General features: G+C 75.0%; 21 protein-coding genes. 6 read left to right on the top strand and 15 right to left on the bottom strand.

Translation table 11 applies throughout. The features are described 5' to 3' along the window. The first annotated feature begins 31 nt into the window (after nt 1–31). Nucleotides 32–1,321, top strand: a complete 1,290-nt coding sequence (locus AB0M03_RS13065) for a streptophobe family protein (protein ID WP_363491464.1) — start codon at nt 32–34, stop codon at nt 1,319–1,321. Nucleotides 1,322–1,357: 36 nt separating this feature from the next. Here the strand turns inward: AB0M03_RS13065 and AB0M03_RS13060 are convergent, their stop codons facing one another. From AB0M03_RS13060 to AB0M03_RS13050, 3 genes are read right to left on the bottom strand one after another with little or no spacing between them, the layout of a single operon-like run. Continuing rightward, nucleotides 1,358–2,368 carry a serine/threonine-protein kinase gene (locus tag AB0M03_RS13060; RefSeq protein WP_363491463.1) on the bottom strand — a complete coding sequence of 337 codons (1,011 nt, stop codon included), beginning with the start codon at nt 2,366–2,368 and terminating at the stop codon, nt 1,358–1,360. Continuing rightward, the gene (locus AB0M03_RS13055; protein WP_363491462.1) at nt 2,365–2,895 is read right to left on the bottom strand and encodes a hypothetical protein; all 531 of its coding nucleotides are present in this window, start codon (nt 2,893–2,895) and stop codon (nt 2,365–2,367) included. The genes AB0M03_RS13060 and AB0M03_RS13055 overlap by 4 nt, the downstream gene beginning before the upstream one ends. Before the next feature lie 7 nt (nt 2,896–2,902). Continuing rightward, complete coding sequence (locus tag AB0M03_RS13050; RefSeq protein WP_363491461.1) at nt 2,903–5,251, bottom strand: FHA domain-containing protein; 2,349 nt, start codon at nt 5,249–5,251, stop codon at nt 2,903–2,905. 181 nt (nt 5,252–5,432) lie between these two features. Between AB0M03_RS13050 and AB0M03_RS13045 the strand changes: the two genes are divergently transcribed. The 3 genes from AB0M03_RS13045 to dacB all read left to right on the top strand — a co-directional run bounded on the left by AB0M03_RS13045 (nt 5,433) and on the right by dacB (nt 8,108). After that, complete coding sequence (locus AB0M03_RS13045; RefSeq protein ID WP_363491460.1) at nt 5,433–5,708, top strand: hypothetical protein; 276 nt, start codon at nt 5,433–5,435, stop codon at nt 5,706–5,708. Nucleotides 5,709–5,958: 250 nt separating this feature from the next. Then, complete coding sequence (locus tag AB0M03_RS13040) at nt 5,959–6,258, top strand: hypothetical protein (RefSeq protein WP_363491459.1); 300 nt, start codon at nt 5,959–5,961, stop codon at nt 6,256–6,258. Nucleotides 6,259–6,479: 221 nt separating this feature from the next. Beyond that, complete coding sequence (gene dacB / locus AB0M03_RS13035) at nt 6,480–8,108, top strand: D-alanyl-D-alanine carboxypeptidase/D-alanyl-D-alanine-endopeptidase (protein ID WP_363491458.1); 1,629 nt, start codon at nt 6,480–6,482, stop codon at nt 8,106–8,108. A 183-nt stretch (nt 8,109–8,291) separates the two neighbouring features. Here the strand turns inward: dacB and AB0M03_RS13030 are convergent, their stop codons facing one another. The 5 genes from AB0M03_RS13030 to AB0M03_RS13010 all read right to left on the bottom strand — a co-directional run bounded on the left by AB0M03_RS13030 (nt 8,292) and on the right by AB0M03_RS13010 (nt 12,451). Then, complete coding sequence (locus AB0M03_RS13030; RefSeq protein WP_363491457.1) at nt 8,292–9,431, bottom strand: hypothetical protein; 1,140 nt, start codon at nt 9,429–9,431, stop codon at nt 8,292–8,294. Nucleotides 9,432–9,441: 10 nt separating this feature from the next. Next, entirely contained in the window at nt 9,442–11,133 is a 1,692-nt protein-coding gene (locus tag AB0M03_RS13025) for a serine/threonine-protein kinase (RefSeq protein ID WP_363491456.1), read from the bottom strand. Nucleotides 11,134–11,312: 179 nt separating this feature from the next. Continuing rightward, a complete protein-coding gene (locus tag AB0M03_RS13020; protein ID WP_363491455.1) occupies nt 11,313–11,621 on the bottom strand; it encodes a dsRBD fold-containing protein in 309 nt (102 codons plus the stop codon). Beyond that, on the bottom strand, nt 11,618–11,788 hold the full coding sequence (locus AB0M03_RS13015; protein ID WP_363491454.1) for a hypothetical protein: 171 nt from the start codon (nt 11,786–11,788) through the stop codon (nt 11,618–11,620). Before AB0M03_RS13015 ends, AB0M03_RS13020 begins: the two co-directional genes overlap by 4 nt. Before the next feature lie 159 nt (nt 11,789–11,947). Then, nucleotides 11,948–12,451, bottom strand: coding sequence for an HD domain-containing protein (locus AB0M03_RS13010; protein ID WP_363491453.1), 504 nt, complete (start codon nt 12,449–12,451; stop codon nt 11,948–11,950). A 90-nt stretch (nt 12,452–12,541) separates the two neighbouring features. Here AB0M03_RS13010 and AB0M03_RS13005 point away from each other — a divergent pair, with 90 nt between their 5' ends. Together AB0M03_RS13005 and AB0M03_RS13000 are read left to right on the top strand one after the other, a co-directional pair. Further along, the gene (locus tag AB0M03_RS13005; protein ID WP_363491452.1) at nt 12,542–13,171 is read left to right on the top strand and encodes a uridine kinase; all 630 of its coding nucleotides are present in this window, start codon (nt 12,542–12,544) and stop codon (nt 13,169–13,171) included. A gap of 107 nt (nt 13,172–13,278) precedes the next feature. Further along, complete coding sequence (locus AB0M03_RS13000; RefSeq protein WP_363491451.1) at nt 13,279–14,274, top strand: RNA ligase family protein; 996 nt, start codon at nt 13,279–13,281, stop codon at nt 14,272–14,274. A 13-nt stretch (nt 14,275–14,287) separates the two neighbouring features. Here AB0M03_RS13000 and AB0M03_RS12995 read toward each other — a convergent pair whose 3' ends face one another. The 7 genes from AB0M03_RS12995 to AB0M03_RS12965 all read right to left on the bottom strand — a co-directional run bounded on the left by AB0M03_RS12995 (nt 14,288) and on the right by AB0M03_RS12965 (nt 21,819). Next, nucleotides 14,288–15,076 carry a DNA-formamidopyrimidine glycosylase family protein gene (locus AB0M03_RS12995; protein WP_363491450.1) on the bottom strand — a complete coding sequence of 263 codons (789 nt, stop codon included), beginning with the start codon at nt 15,074–15,076 and terminating at the stop codon, nt 14,288–14,290. 221 nt (nt 15,077–15,297) lie between these two features. Next, entirely contained in the window at nt 15,298–16,767 is a 1,470-nt protein-coding gene (locus AB0M03_RS12990; protein WP_363491449.1) for a phosphatase PAP2 family protein, read from the bottom strand. Between the two features lie 164 nt (nt 16,768–16,931). Beyond that, nucleotides 16,932–17,984 carry a lytic polysaccharide monooxygenase gene (locus AB0M03_RS12985; protein ID WP_363491448.1) on the bottom strand — a complete coding sequence of 351 codons (1,053 nt, stop codon included), beginning with the start codon at nt 17,982–17,984 and terminating at the stop codon, nt 16,932–16,934. A 169-nt stretch (nt 17,985–18,153) separates the two neighbouring features. Further along, on the bottom strand, nt 18,154–19,308 hold the full coding sequence (locus tag AB0M03_RS12980) for a HAMP domain-containing sensor histidine kinase (protein ID WP_363491447.1): 1,155 nt from the start codon (nt 19,306–19,308) through the stop codon (nt 18,154–18,156). A gap of 6 nt (nt 19,309–19,314) precedes the next feature. Then, complete coding sequence (locus AB0M03_RS12975) at nt 19,315–20,055, bottom strand: response regulator transcription factor (protein WP_363491446.1); 741 nt, start codon at nt 20,053–20,055, stop codon at nt 19,315–19,317. 109 nt (nt 20,056–20,164) lie between these two features. Next, nucleotides 20,165–21,112 (bottom strand): ADP-ribosylglycohydrolase family protein, encoded by a 948-nt coding sequence (locus AB0M03_RS12970; RefSeq protein WP_363491445.1) that lies wholly within the window; start codon nt 21,110–21,112, stop codon nt 20,165–20,167. Beyond that, nucleotides 21,109–21,819, bottom strand: coding sequence for an SMI1/KNR4 family protein (locus AB0M03_RS12965; RefSeq protein ID WP_363491444.1), 711 nt, complete (start codon nt 21,817–21,819; stop codon nt 21,109–21,111). The genes AB0M03_RS12970 and AB0M03_RS12965 overlap by 4 nt, the downstream gene beginning before the upstream one ends. Nucleotides 21,820–21,873: the final 54 nt, after the last annotated feature.

Genomic DNA, 21,873 nt, shown 5'->3' with positions numbered 1-21,873 from the left:
TCCACCGGAGCCGACCCGGCAGGAGCTGAGTGTGCGGACGAGCAGCGGGCCCGGTGCCCGTACGAGCAGCGGAACAGGGGCCGGGACCGGCGGCCCCGCGACCGAGCTGCGGCACTGGGGCGAGGCCCTGGCTGCGGTGGCGGCCGCGATGGCGGGCATGGTGGCGATGGCGGCCGTCGGCCTGTACTTCGCGGGAGCGAACGAGCTGCCGTCCGGCGGCTACGGGGCGGTGGTCGCCGCCACCGTGCTGATGGCCTTCGGTGCGTCCGCCCGGGTGGAGGGCGGGGCGGCGTTCGTGGCCGGCGCCAAGGGCGGGATCGAGGCGGTGCCGCTGTCGGTCGGGCTGACCGGGGCGCTGCTGCTGGCCTGGCTGTTCCTGCGGCCGATGCGGCTGCACGCCACCGTCACCGGCCGCGAGCTGCTGGCCCGGGTGGGCCGGGTCGCGGTGCTGTGGACGGCGGCGGTGCTGCTGCTCTCGCTGCCGGCCGAGAAGAGCTTCACCGTGTCCACCGGCGAACCGCTGGTCGACGAACTGGGCGACCTCATCGGAGCCTCCCCGACGGTCGGCTTCGCGGTGGACACCGGCCGGGCGGTCGGCTTCGGCCTGCTGTGGCTGGCGGTCGTCCTGCTGCTGGCACTGGCCGTCTCCCGGCGCACCCCGCTGCCGCTGCCGCTGCTGCGCTTCCACACCGCCGTCCGCCCGGCCGCACACGCCACCCTGACGCTGCTGCTGGTGTACGTGGCGCTGGCGCTGCCGGTCGGGCTGGTGGAGGCCGCGGTCGGCGGACACGCCAAGCAGACGCTGGCGGTGGTCTTCCTCGGCCTGCCGAACCTGGCCTGGCTGGCGCTCGGCGTCGGCATGGGCGGGGCCTGGCACGGCCATGTCGCGGGCACCCTCGGCCTGCCGATGCCGCAGCCGCTGGCCGGGGTGCTGCGGGACGACCAGAACGTCCGGCTGGACCTCGCCACCCTCACCGAACAGGACTCCCGGGCGTGGCTGCTGGTCGCCCTCGCCGTGGTGGCACTGCTGCTGACCGGCCTCGGCATGGCGATGCACGCACCGCCCACGGTCAAAGCCTGGCAGCACGCCCTGCACCTGGCGCTGGCACTGGCCGTGGCGATGCTGCTGATCGGCGTGCTGACCCGGATCTCCGCCGCCTACGGCCTGACGCTGCTGGGCTTCGGCGGCAGCGGCGCAGCGGTCCTGGAGCCGGACCTGCTGGTGCTGGTCGCCGTCGGCGCGGTCTGGGGCGCGGTCGTCGGCCTGATCGGCGGCTGGACGGCGGCCCGCGTACGCCGCAACAACCACCCACAGGCGTAGGGCACCCCTCGGTGCTGCCCTGGCCGGTCCCTGCTGTCAGTCCCTGCCGGTGCCGTAGACGGGGAGGGCCCAGGGCGGGGGCTCGGGCGGGGGTGGGGGCGGGGTCTTCGGTACGGCCGACGTCTTCGGTACGGCCGACTCGGGGATCTGGGGGACGAGCTCGGTCGGGGTCGGCACGGGGATCGCCGCGACGTGCTCGACGCCGTGCAGGGCGCCCACGAAGGCCAGGCAGCTGTCGTAGCGTTCGTCCGGGGTCTTGGCGAGTGCCCGGATCAGCACGTCGTCCAGGGCGGGCGGCAGGTTGGGGCGCTGTTCGCTGAGGTGCGGCGGCGGGTCGTTGAGGTGGGCCCAGAGCTGGGCGAGGTCGTCGTCGCGCTGGTAGGGCGGGGTGCCGGAGAGCATCTCGTAGACCACGCAGGCGAGGCTGTAGACGTCGCAGCGCCCGTCCACCGGCTTGCCGTTGATCTGTTCGGGGGCGACGTAGTCCAGGGTGCCGACGAACTGGCCGACGGTGGTCAGGCCGGAGAGCGAGAGGGACTTCTTGGTGAGGCCGAAGTCGGTGAGGTAGACGTGCTCGGGGTGCTCGGAGTCGGTGCCCTCGGCGACCAGGATGTTGCCCGGCTTGACGTCGCGGTGGACGAGGTCGTGGCTATGTGCGGCGTCCAGCGCGGAGGCGACCTGGGTGGTGATCCGCACGGTCTGCCGCAGCGAGAGCGGGCCCTCCCGGTCGAGCAGGGCGCGCAGGTCGCGGCCGCTGACGTACCGCATCGCGATGTAGAGCAGGCCGTCGGCCTCGCCGGCATCGTAGACGGGCACGATGTGCGGGTGGTCGATGGCCGCGGCGGCCTTGGACTCGCGGACGAAGCGCTCCCGGAAGACGTCGTTGCGGACGAGGTCGGGGGCGAGCAGCTTGACCGCGACGGTGCGGCCGAGGCGCAGGTCCTCGGCGCGGTAGACCACGGCCATGCCGCCGCGCCCGATCAGCTGCTCCAGCCGGTAGGCGGCGAGCTGGTGGCCGGTCAGGTCGGTCGGTGCGGCGGTGGTCATCCGGCCTCACCCCGGGTGCCGGCCGCGGACGCCTCGGCGGACGGCGGCTCGACGGTGGCGTACGTCTGGAGCCGGGTGCCGTCGCTGTAGAACCAGCGGCCCTGGTCGAGGTCGAGCAGCCAGGCGGACGGACCGTCGAGGACGGCGCCGAGCCGCAGGTTGCGGGTGCGCTCGCGGAAGGTCTCCAGGTCGATCAGGCCGTTCGCGTACTCGCCGACCAGGCGGCGGTAGGAGGCGAGGGCCTTCTCCAGGGCGGCGAGCAGCGGCCGCGGGTCCTCGACGGTGGCTAGGCCGTGGTCGGTGCCGGGCGGCGGGTGCGGCACGGTGACCAGCAGGCGGCCGTCGACCCAGGCCGACCAGCCGTTGGAGCAGACGATCCGGGACCAGTTGCCGCTGCTGTCGGCGACCCGGACGGGCAGCAGCGGGTCGAGCCGCACCGAGGGCCGGGACGGGTCCGGGCTCGCCCAGGTCTGCAGCCCGTCGGCGGGGGCCACATGGGTCGGCTGGAACTCGTACGGGGCTGTCATCCGGCGGTCACCTCCGCATCACGGCGGGTTCGTGACGGCGCAGCAGGCGGGAGACCAGCAGGCCGAGGACGATGCTCAGCACCACCATCATGCCCATGTCGATCAGCCAGGCGGAGGTCTCGTGGCGGAACAGGGGGTCGGAGGTGATCGGCTGGGGCACGACGGCGCGCAGGTCGAGGGTGGCGGCCATCGCGGCGAACGCCCATCGGGAGGGGACGAGCCAGGACAGCTGGGCGAGGCCGAGCGTGTTGTTCAGCTGGATCAGCGCGCCGCAGAACACCACCTGCACGATCGCGACGAGCACCAGCAGCGGCATGGTCACCTCCTCCTTCTTCACCAGGGCGGAGATGAGCAGGCCGAGCATCATGGCGGTGAAGGCGAGCAGGGCGACGGACAGGGTGATCTCCGCCAGCGACGGCATGAGGACGCCGCTGCCGCCCCGGGGGCGCAGGTCGACGCCCAGCAGGGCGACCATGGTGAGCACCACCGCCTGGACGACGGTGATCGTGCCCAACACGATGATCTTCGACCAGAGGTACGCCGATCTGGACAGGCCGACGGCGCGTTCACGCTGGTAGATGACGCGTTCCTTGACCAGCTCGCGGACGGAGTTGGCGGCGCCGGTGAGGACCGCGCCGACGCAGAGGATCAGCAGCCCGTTGAAGACGCTGTTCTCGTCCAGCTTGCTGCCGGCCAGCGCCCGGGCCATCGCGCCCATGACGAACGGCAGCGCGATCATGACGGCCAGGAAGGTGCGGTCGGCGGTCAGCGCGGTGGCGTACCGGCGGACCAGTGTGGAGACCTGCTTGCCCCAGCTCTGCGGCGGCGGGGGCGGCGGCGCGGGCGCCTCGGCAGCGGGCGCCGGGAGGGCGGCCGGCCCGGGGTGGTCCATCGCGCCGGCGATGTAGCGGCGGTAGGCGGGCGAGGACCGGTACTGGCCGGCCCAGTCGCGGTCGGTGTCGTTCTCGAAGGCGTCGAAGGCGTCCGGCCACTGTTCGAAGCCGAAGAAGTCCAGCGTCTCGCCGGGCGGGCCGTAGAAGGCGATCCGGCCGCCGGGGGCGAGCAGCAGCAGCCGGTCGCACAGGTCGAGGCTGAGCACGCTGTGGGTGACGACGATGACGGTGCGCCCGTCGTCGGCCAGGTTGCGCAGCATCTGCATGACCGAGCGGTCCATGCCGGGGTCGAGGCCGGAGGTCGGCTCGTCCAGGAAGAGCAGCGAGGGCTTGGTGAGCAGCTCCAGGGCGACGCTGACCCGCTTGCGCTGGCCGCCGGAGAGGCTGGAGATCACCTGGTCGGCGCGCTTCTCCAGGCCGAGTTCGTGGATGACCTCCTCGACCCGGGCCTCGCGCTCGGCGGCGGCGGTGTCGCCGGGGAAGCGCAGTTCGGCGGCGTACCGCAGGGCGCGGCGGACCGGCAGCTGGGTGTGCAGGATGTCGTCCTGCGGGACGAGGCCGATCCGGCGGCGCAGCTCGGCGTAGTCGCGGTACAGGTCGCGGCCGTCGTAGCGGACGGCGCCCTCGTCGGCGGGCCGCAGCCCGGTGAGGGCGTTGAGCAGGGTGGACTTGCCGGCGCCGCTCGGGCCGGCCACGGCGAGCAGCGTCTTCTGGCCGACCGGGAAGGTCACCGAGTCGAGCAGCCGGCGGCCGCCGGCGACGGTGACGGTGAGGCCGTCCACGTCGAGGTCGACGTCGCCGGTGTCGACGAACTGCTGCAGCTCGTCGCCGACCAGGCAGAACACCGAGTGGCCGATGCCGATCAGGTCGCCCTCGCCGACCAGGGCGTTGAGCACCGGCTGGCCGTTGAGGTAGGTGCCGTTGTGGCTGCCGACGTCGGCGATCTCGAAGCGGCCGTCGGGCCGGGCGCGCAGTTCGGCGTGCCGGCGGGAGACCGACAGGTCGCCGACGACCAGGTCGTTGTCGGGGGCGCGGCCGATCCGCACCACCTTCGCCGGCAGCGGGCGGACGGTGGTCGGGGGGCGCAGCGAGCCGGTGATGGCGGTCAGCGCGGACGGTTGCCGGTCGACGGCCGGCTTCCGGGGCAGCTCGTGGAGGGTGCAGCAGGGCCCGTCGGCGGCGCTGCCGAAGCGGAGCACGCTGCCGGGGCCGACGTCCAGGTGCTGCACCCTGTGGCCGTCGGTGAAGGTGCCGTTGGTGGAACCGGTGTCGTCGAGCGACCAGTGGTCGCCGTCGGCGTGCAGCACCGCGTGGTGCCAGGAGACCCGCGGGTCGCTGAGGACGATCTCGCTCGTCGGGTCGCGGCCGACGTGGTACGTGCGACTCGGGCTGATGACCTGCGAGTCGCCGTCGGTCTCGAGTACCAGCTGCGGCGCGGTGAGCGCGGCGGGTCGCTCTCCCATACCGCCGATGGTAGCCGCGCCCCGCACGGCACGCCCGATGCCGCCGGGGCCCTGCCCAGGGCCCTGCTGAGCGGCCCCGACATGCCCACGGCGGGGTGATTCGACCGGAAACCGGAGTGTCACCCGGTATGTCTTGGGGCATGACGAGTTCGTACTGTCGGCCGCACATCGGGGAGGCTCCGTGAACACCTGGGCGACCTGGACCACGCAGGGCATTCTCGCCGGCACCGGTGGGGTGCGAACGGTCGAGTTGGGCGTCATCAAGGGCGATCTGACGGTCCACACGACGTGGATCGAGGGCGAGGCCCGGCTGACGGTGCAGTACAGCGGGGCGCTGGACTGGTTCACCGTGGAGGGCAGCCCGGTGCCCGCCGGGGACGAGGCGACGGCGCGCGAGCTCCATCAGCGGATGGTGGAGGCGGTGAAGGCCGGCGGCGGTGCGATCGCCCCGAGCTGACCGGCGGCGGTCGGCCCGCTGCGGGGCGCCTGGACGGCGAAGCTCGACGGCGCGGTGTACGCGCAGCCGCTGGTGCTCGGCGACCGGGTGCTGGTCGCGGTGGGCAACGGCGAGTCGGTGGGCGGCTCCTACGACGGCTCGGACTCCGTCGTGGCCCTCTCCCCCCGAGCTGCAGCGGCTCGACTTCTTCGCCCCCTCGACCTGGGCGGACGACAACGCCTCCGACCTGGACCCGGGCCCGCTCGCACCGGTGCGGGTCGGCAACCACGTGCCGGCCGCGGGCAAGCGCGGCGAGGCGTACGTGATGGACGCGCGGCGGCTCGGCGGCATCGGCGGGCAGGTCGCGCAGGCGACGGTCTGCCCGGCGTACGGCGGCGCCGCGGTGTACGTGCCCTGCCGGCAGGGGCTGGCCCGGCTGACGGTGGGCCAGGACGGCTCGCTGCACGAGGACCGGCGGGTGGACCTCGGGCGGGGCGGGTCGCCGGTGGTCGGCGGCGGGCGGGTGCCGGTCGGGACGGACAGCGGGGTCACCGCCTTCTCGGTGGGCTGAGCCCGCGGGCCGGCCGGATTCCACCGCACGGGAACCGGCGCGGCGTGCAACCGGAATTCCCGCAGAACCGTGATACCTCCGGGGCGCCCGAGGCGTGTACAGGGGCAGGGGTCCACCACCCCGAGGAAGATCATCTGACGGTCAGTCAGGTGATAATGTACAGACCAATGGGGGGCGTGGGCGACGCGCGCGCCCCGCCGCACCCGATTCCTGGAGCATCTGTGCCCGCACGCCTGCACCGCCGCGCCCTGCCGCTTGCAGCCGCCGCCCTCGCCGCCACCCTGCTGGCCGGCTCGGCCCAGGCCGACAACCCGGCCCCGGTCGACCCGACGCTGACGGCCGACCTCGACGCGCTGCTGGCCGACGCCCGCCTCGCCAACGCGCAGGCCGGCGTCCAGGTCCTCGACGCCGCCACCGGCCAGGTCCTCTACGCACGCCAGCCCGGCGCCCTGCTCACCCCGGCGTCCACCATGAAGACCGTCACCTCGGCGGCCGCCCTCGACCTGCTCGGCGCCGACCACCGCTTCACCACCGAGGTCCGCACCACCGGCACCGCGTCCGGCAGCAAGCTCGCCGGCGACCTGGTGCTGCGCGGCGGCGGCGACCCCAGCCTGCTCGTCCAGGACCTCGACGACCTGGCCGCCAAGGTCGCCGCCTCCGGCATCACCACCGTCACCGGCCGGGTGCTCGCCGACGGCAGCCGCTACGACAACACCCCGCTCGGCCCCGGCTGGGCATGGGACGACGAGTCCTACTCGTACAGCCCGCAGATATCCGGCCTGACCGTCGCCAACGACGCCGAGTACCAGATGGACACCGTCCAGGTCGTCGTCACCCCGGGCGCGGCCGGCGAGAAGGCCAAGGTCGCCCTGGTGCCGGCCGAGGCCCCGATGAAGTTCACCGGCAGCATCACCACCGGCGCGGCCGGCAGCGCCTCCACCGCCGACGTCGACCGCCGACGCGGCGCCAACGAGGTGCTGCTCTCCGGCAGCATCGCCGCCGGCGCCGCGCCCGCCACCTACTGGGTGACCGTCGAGGACCCGGCCACCTACGCCGCCAAGGTCTTCGCCGGCGCGCTCGCCCGGCACGGCGTGAAGGTGCAGCGCGGCGTCCAGACGGCCACCGGTTCGGAGACCTCGCAGCCGCTCGCCTCGCACGACTCCAAGACCCTCGCCGAGCTGGTCGTCCCGATGCTGAAGATCAGCAACAACGGCATCGCCGAGCACCTGACCAAGGAACTCGGCAAGGTCAAGGGCGGCAGGGGCGACTGGGCCACCGGCATCAACCAGGTCAAGGGCTTCCTCAAGGCCAACGGCCTGGAGACCCCGGGCGGCCGCCAGGTCGACGGCTCCGGCCTCTCCCGCTACGACCTGATCACCCCGGGCAAGATGGCCGGCCTGCTCAAGGCCGCCCAGGACAAGCCCTGGTTCAACGCCTGGTACAACGCGCTGCCCGTCGCCGGCAACCCGGACCGCATGGTCGGCGGCACCCTGGCCGCCCGCATGCGCGGCACCAAGGCCGAGAACAACGTGCACGCCAAGAGCGGCTCGATGAGCGGCGTCGACAACCTGATGGGCTACGCCACCGCGCCCGACGGCCGCAAGCTGATCTTCTCGGTGATGATCAGCAACTTCGCGGGCACCAGCCCGCGCCCGGTGATCGACGCGATCGCCGTCCGGCTCGCCACCGGCCCCGCGGCCGCCCCGAGCCCGAGCGCGCCGGCCGCCACGCCCGTCACCCCGAAGCTCAAGTCGCTGAACGCCCCCGCCCGCGGCGGCGACGAGGCGACCGGCACCCACGCCGGTACCGGCACCCGCTGGGAGGACTGCGAGACCATCGGCCGCTGCTGACCGCACCGCCTGCAGCAACCGGGTCGGGGCCCGCCGTGATCGCCACGGCGGGCCCCGACCCCGTCCGGGACACGCCGCCGTACTCCTGCGGCCGGGACGCCGACGGCGGCCTCCGGCAGGTCGTACGGACCTGTCGGAGGCCGCCGGGGGCGGATCGGGTCGATCGGATCAGGAACAGTCGCCTCAGGGGCAGTTGTAGGGGAAGGCCACCGAGGCCGAGCCGCTGCCGGGCCCGACGATCTCCAGGGTGGCCGTCGCCTGCATGCTGCCGCGGCCCTGGAACGTCCAGCGCAGCACCACGTCCGTGCTGCGGCGGCCGTTGGACACCGGCTGGGTGAGGACGCCCGAGTCCGTGCCGTCGCTGCGCTTCCAGCGGTAGCGGACGGTGCCCGCACCGCCCTCGGTCTGCACGGTGCCGGTGATCACGGCGGTCCCGTCGCAGGACGGGCCCTGGGCGTTGTCGGTGCGCACGGTCACGCCGGTCACCGAGACCGGGCGGCCGTACCGGTCCCAGGCCAGCCAGGCCAGCACGGCGAGCAGCAGGATCAGCGGCAGCAGCAGCCAGCGGCGGCGCCGCTTCTTGGGCTGCTCGGGGGCCGGCGGCACGTTGGTCGCGCCGTGCCACACCGCGGCGGCCTGGGGCGGCACACCGGGCCCGAACCGCTGCAGCCCGTCCTGCTGGGCCGGCGGGGCAACCGGAACGGGCGTGCCCATCGCGGGGGTCACCGCCGGAACGGGCGTGCCCATCGCCGGGGTGACCGCCGGAACGGGCGTCCCCATCGCAGGGGTCACCGCGGGCGCAGGCGTCCCCATCGCAGGGGTCTGTGCAGGGAAGGCGGTGCCGACCGGCGGGGTCGGCCAGGCCTGCGGGTCGAGGAAGGTGGCGCTCTCGAAGCCCTGGGCCTGCGGCTGGGGCTGCGGCGGCTGGACGTACGGCTGCGGCGCCCGCTTCGCGGTGTCCAGCCGGACGGTCGCCTCCGGGTTCGGCCCGGCCTGCCCCAGCCGGACGGTGCCCTCGGGGCCGGCCTGCGGCCCCGAGGGCAGCCGCACCGTGCCCTCGAGGTCGGGGTTCGGGGCGTTGAGGCGGACCGTGCCCTCGAGATCCGGATTCGGCGCACCGAGGCGCACCGTGCCCTCGAGGTCGGGGTTCGGGGCGTTGAGGCGGACCGTGGCGTCGGGGTTGGGAGCCGCGGCCGGGCCGAGGCGGAAGGTCGCCTCCGGGTCGGGCTTGGGCGCGTTGAGGCGGACGGTCTCGTCCGCCTGCGGCGGCTTGGAGCCGAATCGGACGGTGGCGTCCTCGTCCGGCTGCTGCGGGGTGCTCATGTCTCGTTCCTCAGGTCAGGATGACGCAGTAGCTCGTGTTGACGGGACCGGATGCGCTGCCCTGGCCCGATTCGGCCGCCGGACTCGAACTCACCTTCGCGGTCCAGGTGCCCGACCTGGTCGGGGCCGACACGGTGGTGGTGAAGGTCTTCGTCCCCTTCGGAATGGTGAGCGGGACGGTGGAGTACGGCGTGCGGCTTCCGTTGGCGTACCAGGAGAGGGTCACCGTGCCGCTCGCCGCGCCGTCCGTCGAGGCCGTGACGGTGGCGACCACCTCGTAGGACCGGCTGCCGCAGGCGGTGTTGACGCTCAGCCGCATGACCCGCAGGACCGGCGGCGGCGGGGCGCTGGTGGTGGGCGTCGTCGGCGGCGTGCTCGGCGGGGTGGTCGGCGGTGCCACGGTGGGCTTCTTGGTCGGCGAGGTGCTCGGCGAGGCGAACGGCGACGCGGAGGGCGACGGGCTCGCCGACGGGGACGCCGACTCCGAGGCGGACGGCGAGGGCGAGGCCGACTCCGAGGGCGAGGCGCTCGGCGAGGGCGCCACGGGGCCGTCCGAACCGAAGGTCGTGGTGGCCTTCGGGGCGGCGACCTCGGTGGTCGTGCTCGAGTCGGAGGAGCCCGCGGCGGCGACGCCCGCGAGGGTGCCGCCGAGCAGGACGAGGCCGGTCGCGGCGCTGAGCACCTTGGCCCGCGTGCCGAACCGCCGCACCGGGTCGACCGCGCTCGGGGCCTGCGCGAGCGTGGTGGTGGCGACCGAGGTGTTGCCGGCGGCGTGTCCGCCCGCGTGCGGCAGCAGCAGCGGGAGCAGGGCGACCAGGCCGGCCAGCTGGCCGCGGCCGCGCTCCTCCCACTCGGGCCCGTACGCGCCGGCGGCGACCGTCTCCAGCTGGGCGACCAGGTCGGCGGCGCCGTCCGGCCGCTCCTCCGGCGTCTTGGCGAGGCCGGCCCTGATCAGCGGACGCAGCGCCTCGGGCGCCTGCTCGTCGGGGATGTCGGCCTCGGTGTGCTGGACGGCCAGCTCCATCAGCGTGGTGCCGGCGTACGGCTTGGCACCGGTGAGGCACTCGAAGAAGGTGGCGGTCGCGGCGTACACGTCGCCGGCCGGGGAGGCCGCCTCGCCTGCCCACTGCTCGGGGGCCATGTAGGCGGGGGTGCCGGCGATGTCGCCCTTGGCGCCGCTCTGCACGGCGATGCCGAAGTCGACCAGCTTGGAGACGCCCTCGGTGGTGACGATGACGTTGCCGGGCTTGTAGTCGCGGTGCACCACGCCGGCCCGGTGCGCGTCGGCGAGGCCGAGCAGCGAGCCCTTGAGCACGGTGAGCGCGGCCTCGGGTTCGGTGGCGCCCTCGGCCTGCAGCAGGTCGCGCAGCGAGATGCCGTCGACCAGCTCCATGACGATGGCGGCGCCGCGCGGGCCCTCCACGTACTCGTACAGCCGGGTCACGTGCGGGGAGTCGAGGCCGGCCAGCAGCGCGGCCTCGGTACGGAAGTTCTCGTGGTCGGCGTGCTCGCCGTTGAGGTACTTGACCGCGACGGGCGTGCCGGTCGCATCGTGGCTGGCCAGCACGACTCGCCCGGCCGCTCCCGCGCCGAGCTCGCGCTCGTGGGTGTAGCCGGGCAGCTCCCAGCGCGCGTCCTGCGGTACCGCAGCGTCCTGGGGGGCCTGGCCCTCGGGGCCGCCCTTGCCTCTGTTCTCGTCCACCGTTCCTGCCACCATGCTGTCGGACACCGTACCGGGTGTACGGCCACCGACAGTGACGCACCCACGGGCCGGCAGGTTCCGGTCCGTGGGTGGTGGAAGGTCACGATTCGGCTGTTTCGCACACTACTTGTCGCCTGCGGCTACTACTCCCAGGTGGGCCGCGGGTCGTCCGTGCACGGTCACTCCGTGTCGCGGCGGCGGGCGGACTCGGCGGCCTCGGCGGCGACCGAACCGGCGTGCACCAGGCGGTGGCCGAGGTCCATCAGGGCGCGGCCGACGGCCAGCTCGTCGCCGATCGCGGCGACCGCCGGGTCGTGGGCGCTGCGGCGGGCCTCCGCGTCGGCCACCATCGCACCGCCGCCGTCCAGGACGGTACCGCCGGACTCGAGGACGGCGTGCGCCCGGGTGACGTCGCCGTCCTCGGTCACCAGCAGCTTCACCTGCCACTCGGTGGTGTGCGGCCCGTCGGCCGCGAAGGCGGCGCTCACCGGTTCGCTTCCTCGGCGGGCTCGTCCATGCGGTCGCCCTCGGCCATCGACTCGTCCTGCGCGTGCGCGGTCTGGTACGAGGTGATGCCCTCCTCGGGGTCGCGCGAGCGCACGTCCTCCTCGTCCCGCTCGGTCTTGTCGTTCATCCGCTGGTACATGTCGGACATGGCCGGCTCCCTGTGCTCGGGCGGTCGGCGCGGGCCCGCGGCGCAGGGCGGCGGAGCCGCCGCGGCGGGCGGGCCGGCCGCGTTCCTGACTCCAGCGTGCTCCTGCCGGGGCCCGGGGGCCACACCTCGCCCGGCCTGCGGCGGGGCGGGCCCGGCGGGTCAGCCGAGCTCGTCCAGCAGGGCGGGGTTGACGATCCCGACGATGGTCCGGACGTCGGCCGGGGCGGCGGCCGGCCACAGCACCCGGCGGGCGGCCCGGTAGCGGTCGGCGAGCCTGCGGCGGTCCGCCTCGTCGAGCCGGGCTGCGCGCTCGGCCACCGAGTTGTGCGCATTGTCGGCGATCTTCACCAGGGTCGCGGAGTGGTCGGTGGCGATCTGCTCCAGCATCGCACCGTAGGCGACCCCGGAGACCCGGGTGACCCGCCGCACGGTCGCCACCACGCCGAACGGCACCCCGGCACGCAGCAGGTCGTCGGCGGTCAGCGGGGTGTCCTCCAGGACGTCGTGCAGCAGCGCCGCCATCTGCAGGCCGGTGCCGAACGGCGCCAGCCCGGCGGCGACGGCGCGCACGTGCTCGACGTACGGTGCACCGATCTTGTCCACCTGCCCGGCATGGGCCTCGGCGGCGAGGGCGTCGACGTCGGCAAGGGTCAGCTCGGGCACGGCGTTCTCCCCGGTGGGTGCGGTGTTCGCGTGATGGTCCGTCAGTTCCGGCGCAATATAGTCGGCCCGGCGGGAGGAAGGAGCAGCAGGGTGAGGGTGACACCGATCTCCCGGGAGCGGCTGGCCGGCCTGGTCGCCGACCGGATCGAGGACGCGGCGCGGGACGCCCCGTGGGTACGGGTCGCCCTCGACGGCGCGGCCGCCACCCGGCCCGGCGCCCTCGCGGACGCGCTCGTCGAACCGCTGCGGCTGCGCGGCCGCCCGGTCCTCCGGGTGTCCGCCGCCGACTTCCTGCGGCCCGCCTCGCTGCGGCTGGAGTACGGCCGGCACGACGCCGACGCCTTCCACGACCTGTGGCTCGACGACGGTGCGCTGCTGCGCGAGGTCCTCGCGCCGCTGGACCCGGGCGGGAGCGGACGGGTGCTGCCCTCGCTCTGGGACGCGGCCGCCGACCGGGCCACCCGGGCACCGTACACCGAGCTGCCGCCCGGCGGAGTGCTGCTGGTGGACGGTGCACTGCTGCTCGGCCGCTGGCTGCCCTTCGAACTGACGGTGCACCTGGCCATGGGCCCCGCCGCCCTCGCCCGGCACACCCCCGAGGACGAACGCTGGACCCTGCCCGCCTTCGCCCGCTACGAGGAGGAGACCCGCCCCCGCGACCTCGCCGACCTCTCGGTCAAGGTCGACGACCCCCGCCACCCGGCCCTGGTGGAGCCCTAGGAAGGCACTCGGGCAGTCGGTAGGAAGGCAGTCGGTCCAGGGGCGCCCGTGCAGTCCCGGCCGGTAATCCCTTTGCCGTGGGGGCGGCCGGGCGGGATGCTCGGCGGATGTCCGTCGACGGCTTCCCCCTGTACCCGAAGATCCCCGAGCGGGCCGCGCTGAGCGGCTCCGCCGTCCGCCGCTGGACGGCCACCGAGAAGGTGCACGGCGCACACCTGGCCCTGGTCTGCGAGGACGGCGCCGTACGGGCGGCGAAGCGCCGCGAGGTGCTGGACGGCGACGCCCTCGACCGGTTCTTCGGCCTGTCCCGGATCTGGCCCGCCCTGGCGGTGGCCGCCCACCGTGCCGCCGACGCCCTGCGCGACGCGTACGGCGCACCCGGCCGCGTGGTGCTCTACGGGGAACTCTTCGGCGGCCGCTACCCGCACCCGCAGGTCCCGACCGAGGACGGCGTCCCGGCCGTGCAGACCGGCGTCTGGTACGCGCCCGGCCTGCACTGGCTGGCCTTCGACGCGGTGCTGGAGGCCGGCGGCGAACCGCTCTGGGTCGGCGACGCGGCGCTGCGCCGCGCGGCCGCGTCCGCCGGGCTGCCCTGTGCACCGCTGCTGGCGGAGGGGCCGCTGGTGCGGCTCCAGGAGCTGCCGGCCGTGTTCCCCAGCCGGGTGCCCGCCCTGTTCGGCCTGCCGCCGCTGGAGGGCAACCTCGCCGAGGGGTACGTGCTGAAGCCCGCCGAGGACCTGCCGACGGCGGTCGGCCGGCCCGTACTGAAGGTCAAGCAGGCCGGGTTCGCCGAGGACGCCCGGTACGCCGGCGCCCGCCCGTACGCCGTCCCGTTCGAGGGGGCCGCCGGCGTGCCCGGCTGGCTCGTCGAACAGGCGGCCGCCCTGCTCGCCCCCGCCCGGGCGGCCTCCGCCGTCGGCAAGCTCGGGCCGGCGGCCGGCCCCGAGGAGATCGCCGCGGAGATCGCGCGGGACGTCGTCGAGGACCTCGCCGACAGCCTCGGCGGCCTCCCCGGCAGCGACACGGCCGGGCTGGCCGCCGTCCTGCACGACGCCGCCCTGGAGCTGGCCCGCTTCGACACCCGCGGCCGCACCGGCCGCTGACGGCCGCGTCCGGTCAGGCCGGGCTCGGCCCGTGCTGGCAGCGGGGGCACCAGAAGGCGGGGCGGTCCTGGGCGTACTGGGCCGTCCGCACGGGCGTCCCGCAGCGGGCGCAGGGGCGGCGGGCCCGCCCGTACACCCAGGTGCGGCGGTCGGCGCGGTCCTCGCGGGTGGTGATCCGCTCCACGCGCAGTTTGTTGGCCTCCAGCAGCTGCTGCGCCTTGGCGACCATCCGGTCGAGCACGGCGACCTCGCCGACCGGCGTCCACGGCGTGACGGCGGCCATGAAGCAGAGCTCGTTGGCGTACACGTTGCCGATGCCGGCCAGGTTGCGCTGGTCGAGCAGGGCCTCGCCGACGGGGCGTCCGGGCTCGGCGGTGAGGCGGCGCATCGCCTCGGCGGCGTCCCAGTCCGGGCCGAGCAGGTCGGGGCCGAGGTGGCCGACGGCCCGGTCCTCGTCGGCGGTGCGCAGGAGTTCGACGACCGGAAGGCGGTAGCCGACGGCGGTGCGTTCGGCGGTGCCGAGGACGGCGCGGATCTGGTGCGCGGGCCCGCCGTGCCACTTCTCGCCGGCCCGGAAGACCGCCCAGCGGCCGTCCATCCGCAGGTGGGTGTGGAGGGTGAGGCCGCCGTCGAACCGGGTCAGCAGGTGCTTGCCGCGCGGCACGACCTCCAGCACCAGGCGGTCCGTCAGGTCGGCGGTGGCGTGGGCGGGCACGCGCAGGTCGGCCGCGGTCAGCCGGTGGCCCGCCAGGGCCTCCCGGAGCTGCGCGGCCGTGCGGTAGACGGTGTCGCCCTCGGGCACTCCCCCATCATGCCGCCCCTCCCGGGGCGCCGGGGGTGCAACGGCAGGGGGCACCCCACAAGGGGCGCGGGGAACTGCGCGAATCGGAAGGTACGACGCCGTCACTCCCGTCCCGCGCAGTTGCCCGCGCCCCTGGGTGGCCCGTGGCCGGGGCTCGAAGACACCCCGGCAGCCGTACAGCGTCACCGGCACTCCGGCCCCGTGTCCGGCGGTTCGTCCGGTCAGGGTTCGGCGGGGCGGTAGACGGTCAGGCCGCGCGGGACCTTCTCCAGCAGCAGGTGTTCCGGGGCGTCGACGACCTCGCCGTCGACGGCGGCGTGGTCGACGCCGCGCAGGTCGGTGAGGTCGAGGGCGTGCAGCCGGGCCTCGCGGTAGACCGGGGAGCGTCCGAGGGTGCCGAGCAGGAAGGCCGCCACCAGCCGGGTGCGGGCGAACGGGTGGCTGCCGTCGACCGCCCGGACGTCGAGCAGGCCGTCGTCGAGCCGGGCCCGCCGGGTCGGGGCGAAGCCGGACGGGTCGTACGCGCTGTTGCCCGCGAAGAGCAGCCACAGGTTGCGCGGGACCCCGGCGACGGACACCCGGACGGGCTCGGCCGCGGAGAGCACCTGGACCAGCGCGACGGCCAGCGCCGGCCACTTGCCGAGCCGCTTCTCGTACCGTTCGCGGGTGCGGACGAGGTCGGGGTAGACGCCGATGCTGAAGGTGTTGAGGAAGTGCCGGTCGGGGCCGTCGGGGCCGCAGGCCCGTCCGAGGTCGACGGAGACGGCGTTGCCGGCCTCCACCGCGTCGGCGGTGTCGGCGGCCCCGGCGACGCCGACGTCCACGGCGAAGTGGTTGAGGGTGCCGCCGGGGAAGACGGCGAGCGGCAGGCCACGGCGGTGCGCGACGGCGGCCGCGAGGTTGACCGAGCCGTCGCCGCCGCAGATGCCGAGTGCTCCGCCGATGTCCGCGGCTCGGTCGGCGGCCTGCTCGACCAGGGCGGGGAGGTCGCCCTCGGGGCTCCGCTCGACGATCTCCGCCTCCGGGAGCAGTCGGCGCAGTTCGGCGACGGCGGCCTCGGGGCCGTCCGGGCCGGAGTCGGCGTTGACGACCACGACCAGGCCGTTGCCGCGCGGCAGGGCGGGCGCGCCGACCAGCGGCCGGGCCGCCCGGGCGGGCTGCTCGGCCGCGCGCGGCCACCAGCGGGTGGTGAGCAGGGCCGCGCCGGCGCCGAGGGCGGCCCCGGCCAGCACGTCGCCCGGGTAGTGCACGCCGACGTACACCCGGGAGGCCATCACGCCGAACGCCACCGGCGCCGCGCAGACCGCGAGCGCCGGCGACTCCAGCGCCAGGCCCACGGTGAACGCGGCCGCGGAGGCGGAGTGCCCGGACGGGAAGGAGGTGGTCACCGGCTGCACGGCGAGCCGCCGCACCAGCGGGACGTCGTCCAGCAGCGGCCGCGGCCGCCGGGTGGCGTACTTCGCCGGGACGTTGGCCAGCAGCGAGGCCAGCGCCAGCGAGCCGGTGCCGCGCAGTGCGGCCCGCCGCGCGGTCCGGTTGCCGGTGGCCGCGAGCGCGGCCGCCACGCCGAACCAGAGCACGCCGTGGTTGGCCGCGGCGCTGAGCCGCGGCAGCACGGGGTGCGCCCCGCGCAGCCTGCTCACGGCGACGCGGGCGAAGAGTCGGCGGTCGAGACGGTGCAGCGCCCTCATGGGGTCAGCCTAGGGTCTGCTGCCCCGGCCGCGCCTGCACACTGAACCGGATTGCACACCGGGCGGTCCCGCCGCGGGCGTGCGGGGGCCGCGGCGGCACACCTGCCGCCTGACCCGACGTGAGGTGTGACCGGGCCGGGCGGATCAGCCGTGCCGGGACGGGGTCACATCACCATGCAGGAGTACGCCACCGCGGGGTCGGGGGCGCCGCCGTTGGCGACGAAGCCGAAGCCGGTCGAGGCGCCGACCGCCAGGGAGCCGTTCCAGCTCGCGTTGTCGACGGTCGCCGCGGTGCCGGTGCCGGTACTGGTGCCGTTCCAGACGCTGGCCAGGCTCTGGCCGTTCGGCAGGGTGAAGTGGACCATCCAGCCGAGGATCGGCGTGGTGCCGGTGTTCTTCACCGTCACTTCGCCCTGGTAGCCGCCGGACCAGCTGCCGACCGTCCGGTACGTCGCCGAGCAGGCCGCGCCGGCCGGCGGCGGGTCGGTGGGGCCGCTGCCGTCGCCGACACCGGTCACCTGGCCGGTGCCGCCGTCGAAGACGACGTCGGAGCAGGAATAGAACGTCTCGGCGCTGTCCGAGCGCTGCCAGACGGTGTAGATGATGTGCCGTCCGGACTTGCCCGCGGGCAGCGTGCCGTTCCAGGTGTACTTGCCCTCGATGGTGCCGACCGTACCGGTGAGCGCCGGGTTGGTGGCCGACTGGAAGGGCGTGCTCTCCAGGGCGTCCCAGGTCAGCGGCTTGGCGGGGTCGAAGCCGTCCTTGGTGACGTACTGGTGGAAGGTGCCCGGGTGGGCCGCCCAGGCGTTGTAGGTGAAGGTGAACGCGGCGCCGCTGGTGAGGTGGGTCAGCGGCCAGTCGGTGCGGGCCGGGTCGAAGCCGGTGAAGTTGGTGTTGCCGCCGCTGCACAGCTGCCCGTCCGGCACGAAGTCGCGGGTGCGCCCGGCGCCGTCCGAGCGGAGCACCGAGTACCAGTTGTAGAAGGGCGTGGTGCCGCCGATCCCGGCCGCGGCCGCGCAGGCCGCGTTCCTGGGCTTGATCTCGCCGGTGGACGTGATGGCGTCCTGGTAGCAGAGGAAGGTGCGGCTGCCGGGCGTCATCGGCGCCCCGTGTGCCTCGGCCCGGGGGCCGCCGAGCACCACCAGCACCAGCGCGGGCAGCGCGGCGAGGAGGGTGAGCAGGCTGAGCACGTGTAACCGTCGGCGGATGTCTGCCATGTGCGGTGTCCCTTTCGACAGGTGGGCGGGGCCCGCGGGGCAGGCCCCCGGCGAAGGGATGGGAGCGCTCCCACTCGGAACGTAGCGCGGACCGCGACAGCTGTAAACGGATTCGGTCACGGCTATGACAAATCCCCGGACCGGACGGTCCGCGCACGGGCAGGGCCGCTCAGACCCGGGCCGCAGCCGCCGGCAGGGCGATCTCGAAGCAGCAGCCCCCGGAGACGTTCCGGACGGTCGCCCGGCCGGCGTGCGCCTCGACGATGCCGCGGACGATCGCCAGGCCGAGCCCCGCGCCGGAGTCCCCGTGGTGCGGCCCCGCCCCGCCGACCGCGGTGCGCGGCGTCCGGGCCGCACCGCCGCGCCAGCCGGTCTCGAAGACCCGCGGCAGGTCGGCCTCCGGGATGCCGCCGCAGCCGTCCGTCACCGACACCAGCACCTCGTCCTCCTCCCGACGGGCGGCGACCGCCACCACCCCGTCGGCGGGGGTGCAGCGGATCGCGTTGACCAGCAGGTTGCCGAGCACCCGGGTGATCTCCCGGCCGTCCACCTCGACGGGCTCCGCCGCCACCGGGCCGCCCTCCAGCCGCACTCCCCGCTCGCGGGCCAGCGGGGAGGCGCCGGCGACGGCGTCGCCCACCAGGTCGTACACCGACACCCGGGACGGCGAGAGCGCCAGCGCGCCCGCCTGGATGCGGGACAGCTCGAACAGGTCGTCCACCATGCCGGTCAGCCGGTCGACCTCGGTGCGCATCCGCGTCAGGTAGCGGGTCGGGTCGTCCGCAACGCCGTCCTCGAGCGCCTCGGCCATCGCCCGCAGGCCCGCCAGCGGGGTGCGCAGGTCGTGCGAGATCCAGGCGATCAGCTCCCGGCGGGAGTGTTCCAGCGCCTGCTCGCGCCGCCGGGACTCCGCGAGCCTGGCGCTGGTCGCCGCCAACTCCTCGCTCAACTGCGCCAGTTCGCTGCCGAGCGGCTGGGCCGGTGCGGCGAATCCGGTGTCGCTGCCGACCGTACGGGCGGCCGCGGCCAGCGCCCGGCTGCCGGCCACCACCTGGCGGCCCAGCAGCGCCGCGGTCACCAGCGAGACCACGGCCGCCATCAGGGTCACCGTGACCACCACACCGAGGTCGTGCTCGGACAGGAACATCGCCTGCGCCACCGACACGGTGCCCGCGGTCATCGCCAGCACCGTCACCACGGCCACGCACAGCAGCGAGAGGGCGACCGACCGGCGGCGCAGCAGCCGGACGGCGGGCCAGCCGAGCAGGCCGGCCGCGCCCGCACCGAGCGCGGCGAAGGCGGCGATCAACAGCAGGTCCCTCATGACGGATCAGCTCCCCACCGGGTCGAAGCGGTAGCCGACGCCCCAGACGGTGCTGATCAGGCGCGGCGCGGCCGGGTCGTCCTCGATCTTCTCGCGCAGCCGGCGGACGTGGACGGTGACCGTGGACAGGTCGCCGAACTCCCAGCCCCACACCCGCTGCATCAGCTCCTCCCGCCCGAACGCCTGGCCGGGGTGCCGGAGGAAGAACGCCAGCAGGTCGAACTCCCTCAGAGTGAGCGCGAGTTCGGTGCCGGACCGGCGCGCCCGGCGGGCCTGCGGGTCCAGTTCGAGGTCTCCGCTCACGAGAACACCGGGCGCCGGCGTGCCGGACACCGGGGCGGCCGACCCGGCGCGGCGCAGCACCGACCGGACGCGCAGCACCAGCTCCCGCGGGCTGAACGGCTTGGTGACGTAGTCGTCCGCGCCGAGCTCCAGGCCCAGGATGCGGTCGGCCTCGTCGCCCTTGGCGGTCAGCATCACCACCGGCAGCCGGGCGCCGTGCTCGGTCGCCCGCAGCCGCCGGCAGACCTCCAGGCCGTCGATCCCGGGCAGCATCAGGTCGAGCACCACCAGGTCGGGTCCGGTCGCGGCGGCGGCCAGTGCCTGGTGCCCGTCGGCGGCCCGGTCGACCTGGTAGCCGGCCCGCCGGAGGTAGCCGGTGACCACCTCCGCGACGGTCGGGTCGTCGTCGACCACCAGAATGCGGCCGGTGTGCGGGTGGCGGCTCACGCCGTCGGGCAGGTTCACACCTCCGAGGATAGGAACTCCGACACCCCGGCACGGGCGCCCCGGCCGGCCGTACGACTTCCGTAAGGTGCCCGGCGGCTGCGTCACGGCCGTGCGTCGGCCGCGGGTGTCAGGCGTCCGCCGGGTGTGCGGCGTCCAGGCGGGCGGCGAGGTCGAGGAGGTCGGGGAGGCGGAGCACCCGGCCGCCGGAGCCGGGGAGCGGGACGTGCAGGGGCGCCGTCCAGCGTTCGGGGATCGCCTCCAGGCCGTACACCGCACCGGCCAGTGCACCGGTCACGGCGGCCACGGTGTCGGTGTCGCCGCCGAGGTCGACGGCGGCCCGCAGCGCCTCCTCGAAGCCGTGGGTGGTGCGCAGCGCCCAGACCGCGGAGCCGAGGCAGGGCCAGACGGCGCCGTTGGACTCGGTTGCCTCGTCGGGGTGCCATTCGGGGGCGAGGACGACGGCGTACCGGCCGCGGTTCTCCGGGTCGACCGCGGTGAGGGCGTCCGGGACGGCCGCCAGCGGGTCCCCGCCGTCCAGGGCCGCCCGGACGAGGTCGTGCAGGACGGCGGTGCCCTCCCAGGCGGCCCGGTCGCCGTGGGTGAGGGCGGCGATCCGGCGGGCGGCGTCCATCGTGCCCTGCTGTCCGGCACGGGCGAACCGGACGGCGGAGCCTGCGGCCCGCATCAGTGAACCATTGCCCGCCGCACGGAGGTTGGTCTGGAAGTGGATCGCCGCGGCGAGGTCCCAGGGGAGGCCGGAGGTCAGGACGTCCTCGGTCTGCAGGCCGATGTCCTTGGGCTCGGAGGCCGCCCAGTGCCGGAAGCGGGCGAAGATGTCCGGCAGGTCCAACCCGCCGCGCTCCAGCAGGGATTCGGCGACGAGGACCGCCATCTGGGTGTCGTCGGTGGCCTCGCCCGCCTCCCAGCCGCCCCCGCCGCACATCTCGCCGCCGGCGCCGGGGGCCGGGAAGCGTACCGAGAACGCCCCGGCCGGCCCGAACTCGAAGGGTGCGCCCAGGGCGTCTCCGACGGCCGAGCCGATCACGGTGCCCGCGGCCCGGCTGCTGCGTCTCACTCCCCGTCCAGCCAGTCGCCGGGGAAGGCCTTGCGCAGGTCGGCGAGCGCGTCGGGTGTGAGGGCGCGGGCGTACAGGAAGGCGTCACCGTCCACGCGGAGCAGCACGTCGTCGCCGGCGAACCAGCGGCTGCCGGGCTGCTCGCTGCCGACCGGGTAGTCGGGGAAGGGGAGTTGGACGTACTGCTCCTCGACCAGGTGGAGGGTCTCGTCCCCGAGCGGCTCGAGGTGGTCGCTGCGGTCCTCGGGGGCGTGCAGGGACTCGGAGAGGACCAGCTCGACCAGGGCCACGGAGAGCCGGTCCAGCCAGGGCCGCCAGGTGCCGCCGGTCTCGATCAGCACCGCCGGGTCGGGCCGGTGCAGGTCGTCGAGCAGGACGCCCCAGGCTGCGGCTCCCTGGTTCTCGGCGCGGAACACCAGCACCTTGCCGTCCTCGTCGATGCGGAGGTCGGCCGGCCCGAGGAGCACGTCATGGTTGGCGGTGAGGTCGGGGCGCCGCCCGAACAGCCCGTACGCCTCGCGGAGCGCCGCCGGCAGCCGGACCCCGAGCCGGTCCTCGGCCGCGGCCAGGTCGGTCTCCGCCCAGCCGTCGTCCTCCCCGAGCGGAGCGACCCAGTGCTCCGCGAAGTCCTGCACGAACCACCAGGCCGCGGCACGGTCCTCGAGACCGGCAGCGACACCTTCGACGAGATCGAACCCCTGTGTCATACCCCGGACCCTACCGGCCGTGTCCGACCGCCCGGCATACACCCGGAAACCCGT

Origin of the sequence: Kitasatospora sp. NPDC051914, from assembly GCF_040680995.1 — a bacterium.
GTDB lineage: Bacteria > Actinomycetota > Actinomycetes > Streptomycetales > Streptomycetaceae > Kitasatospora.
Note: the sequence above shows the minus strand (reverse complement) of the source record. Positions and strands in the feature narration are given on the sequence as shown.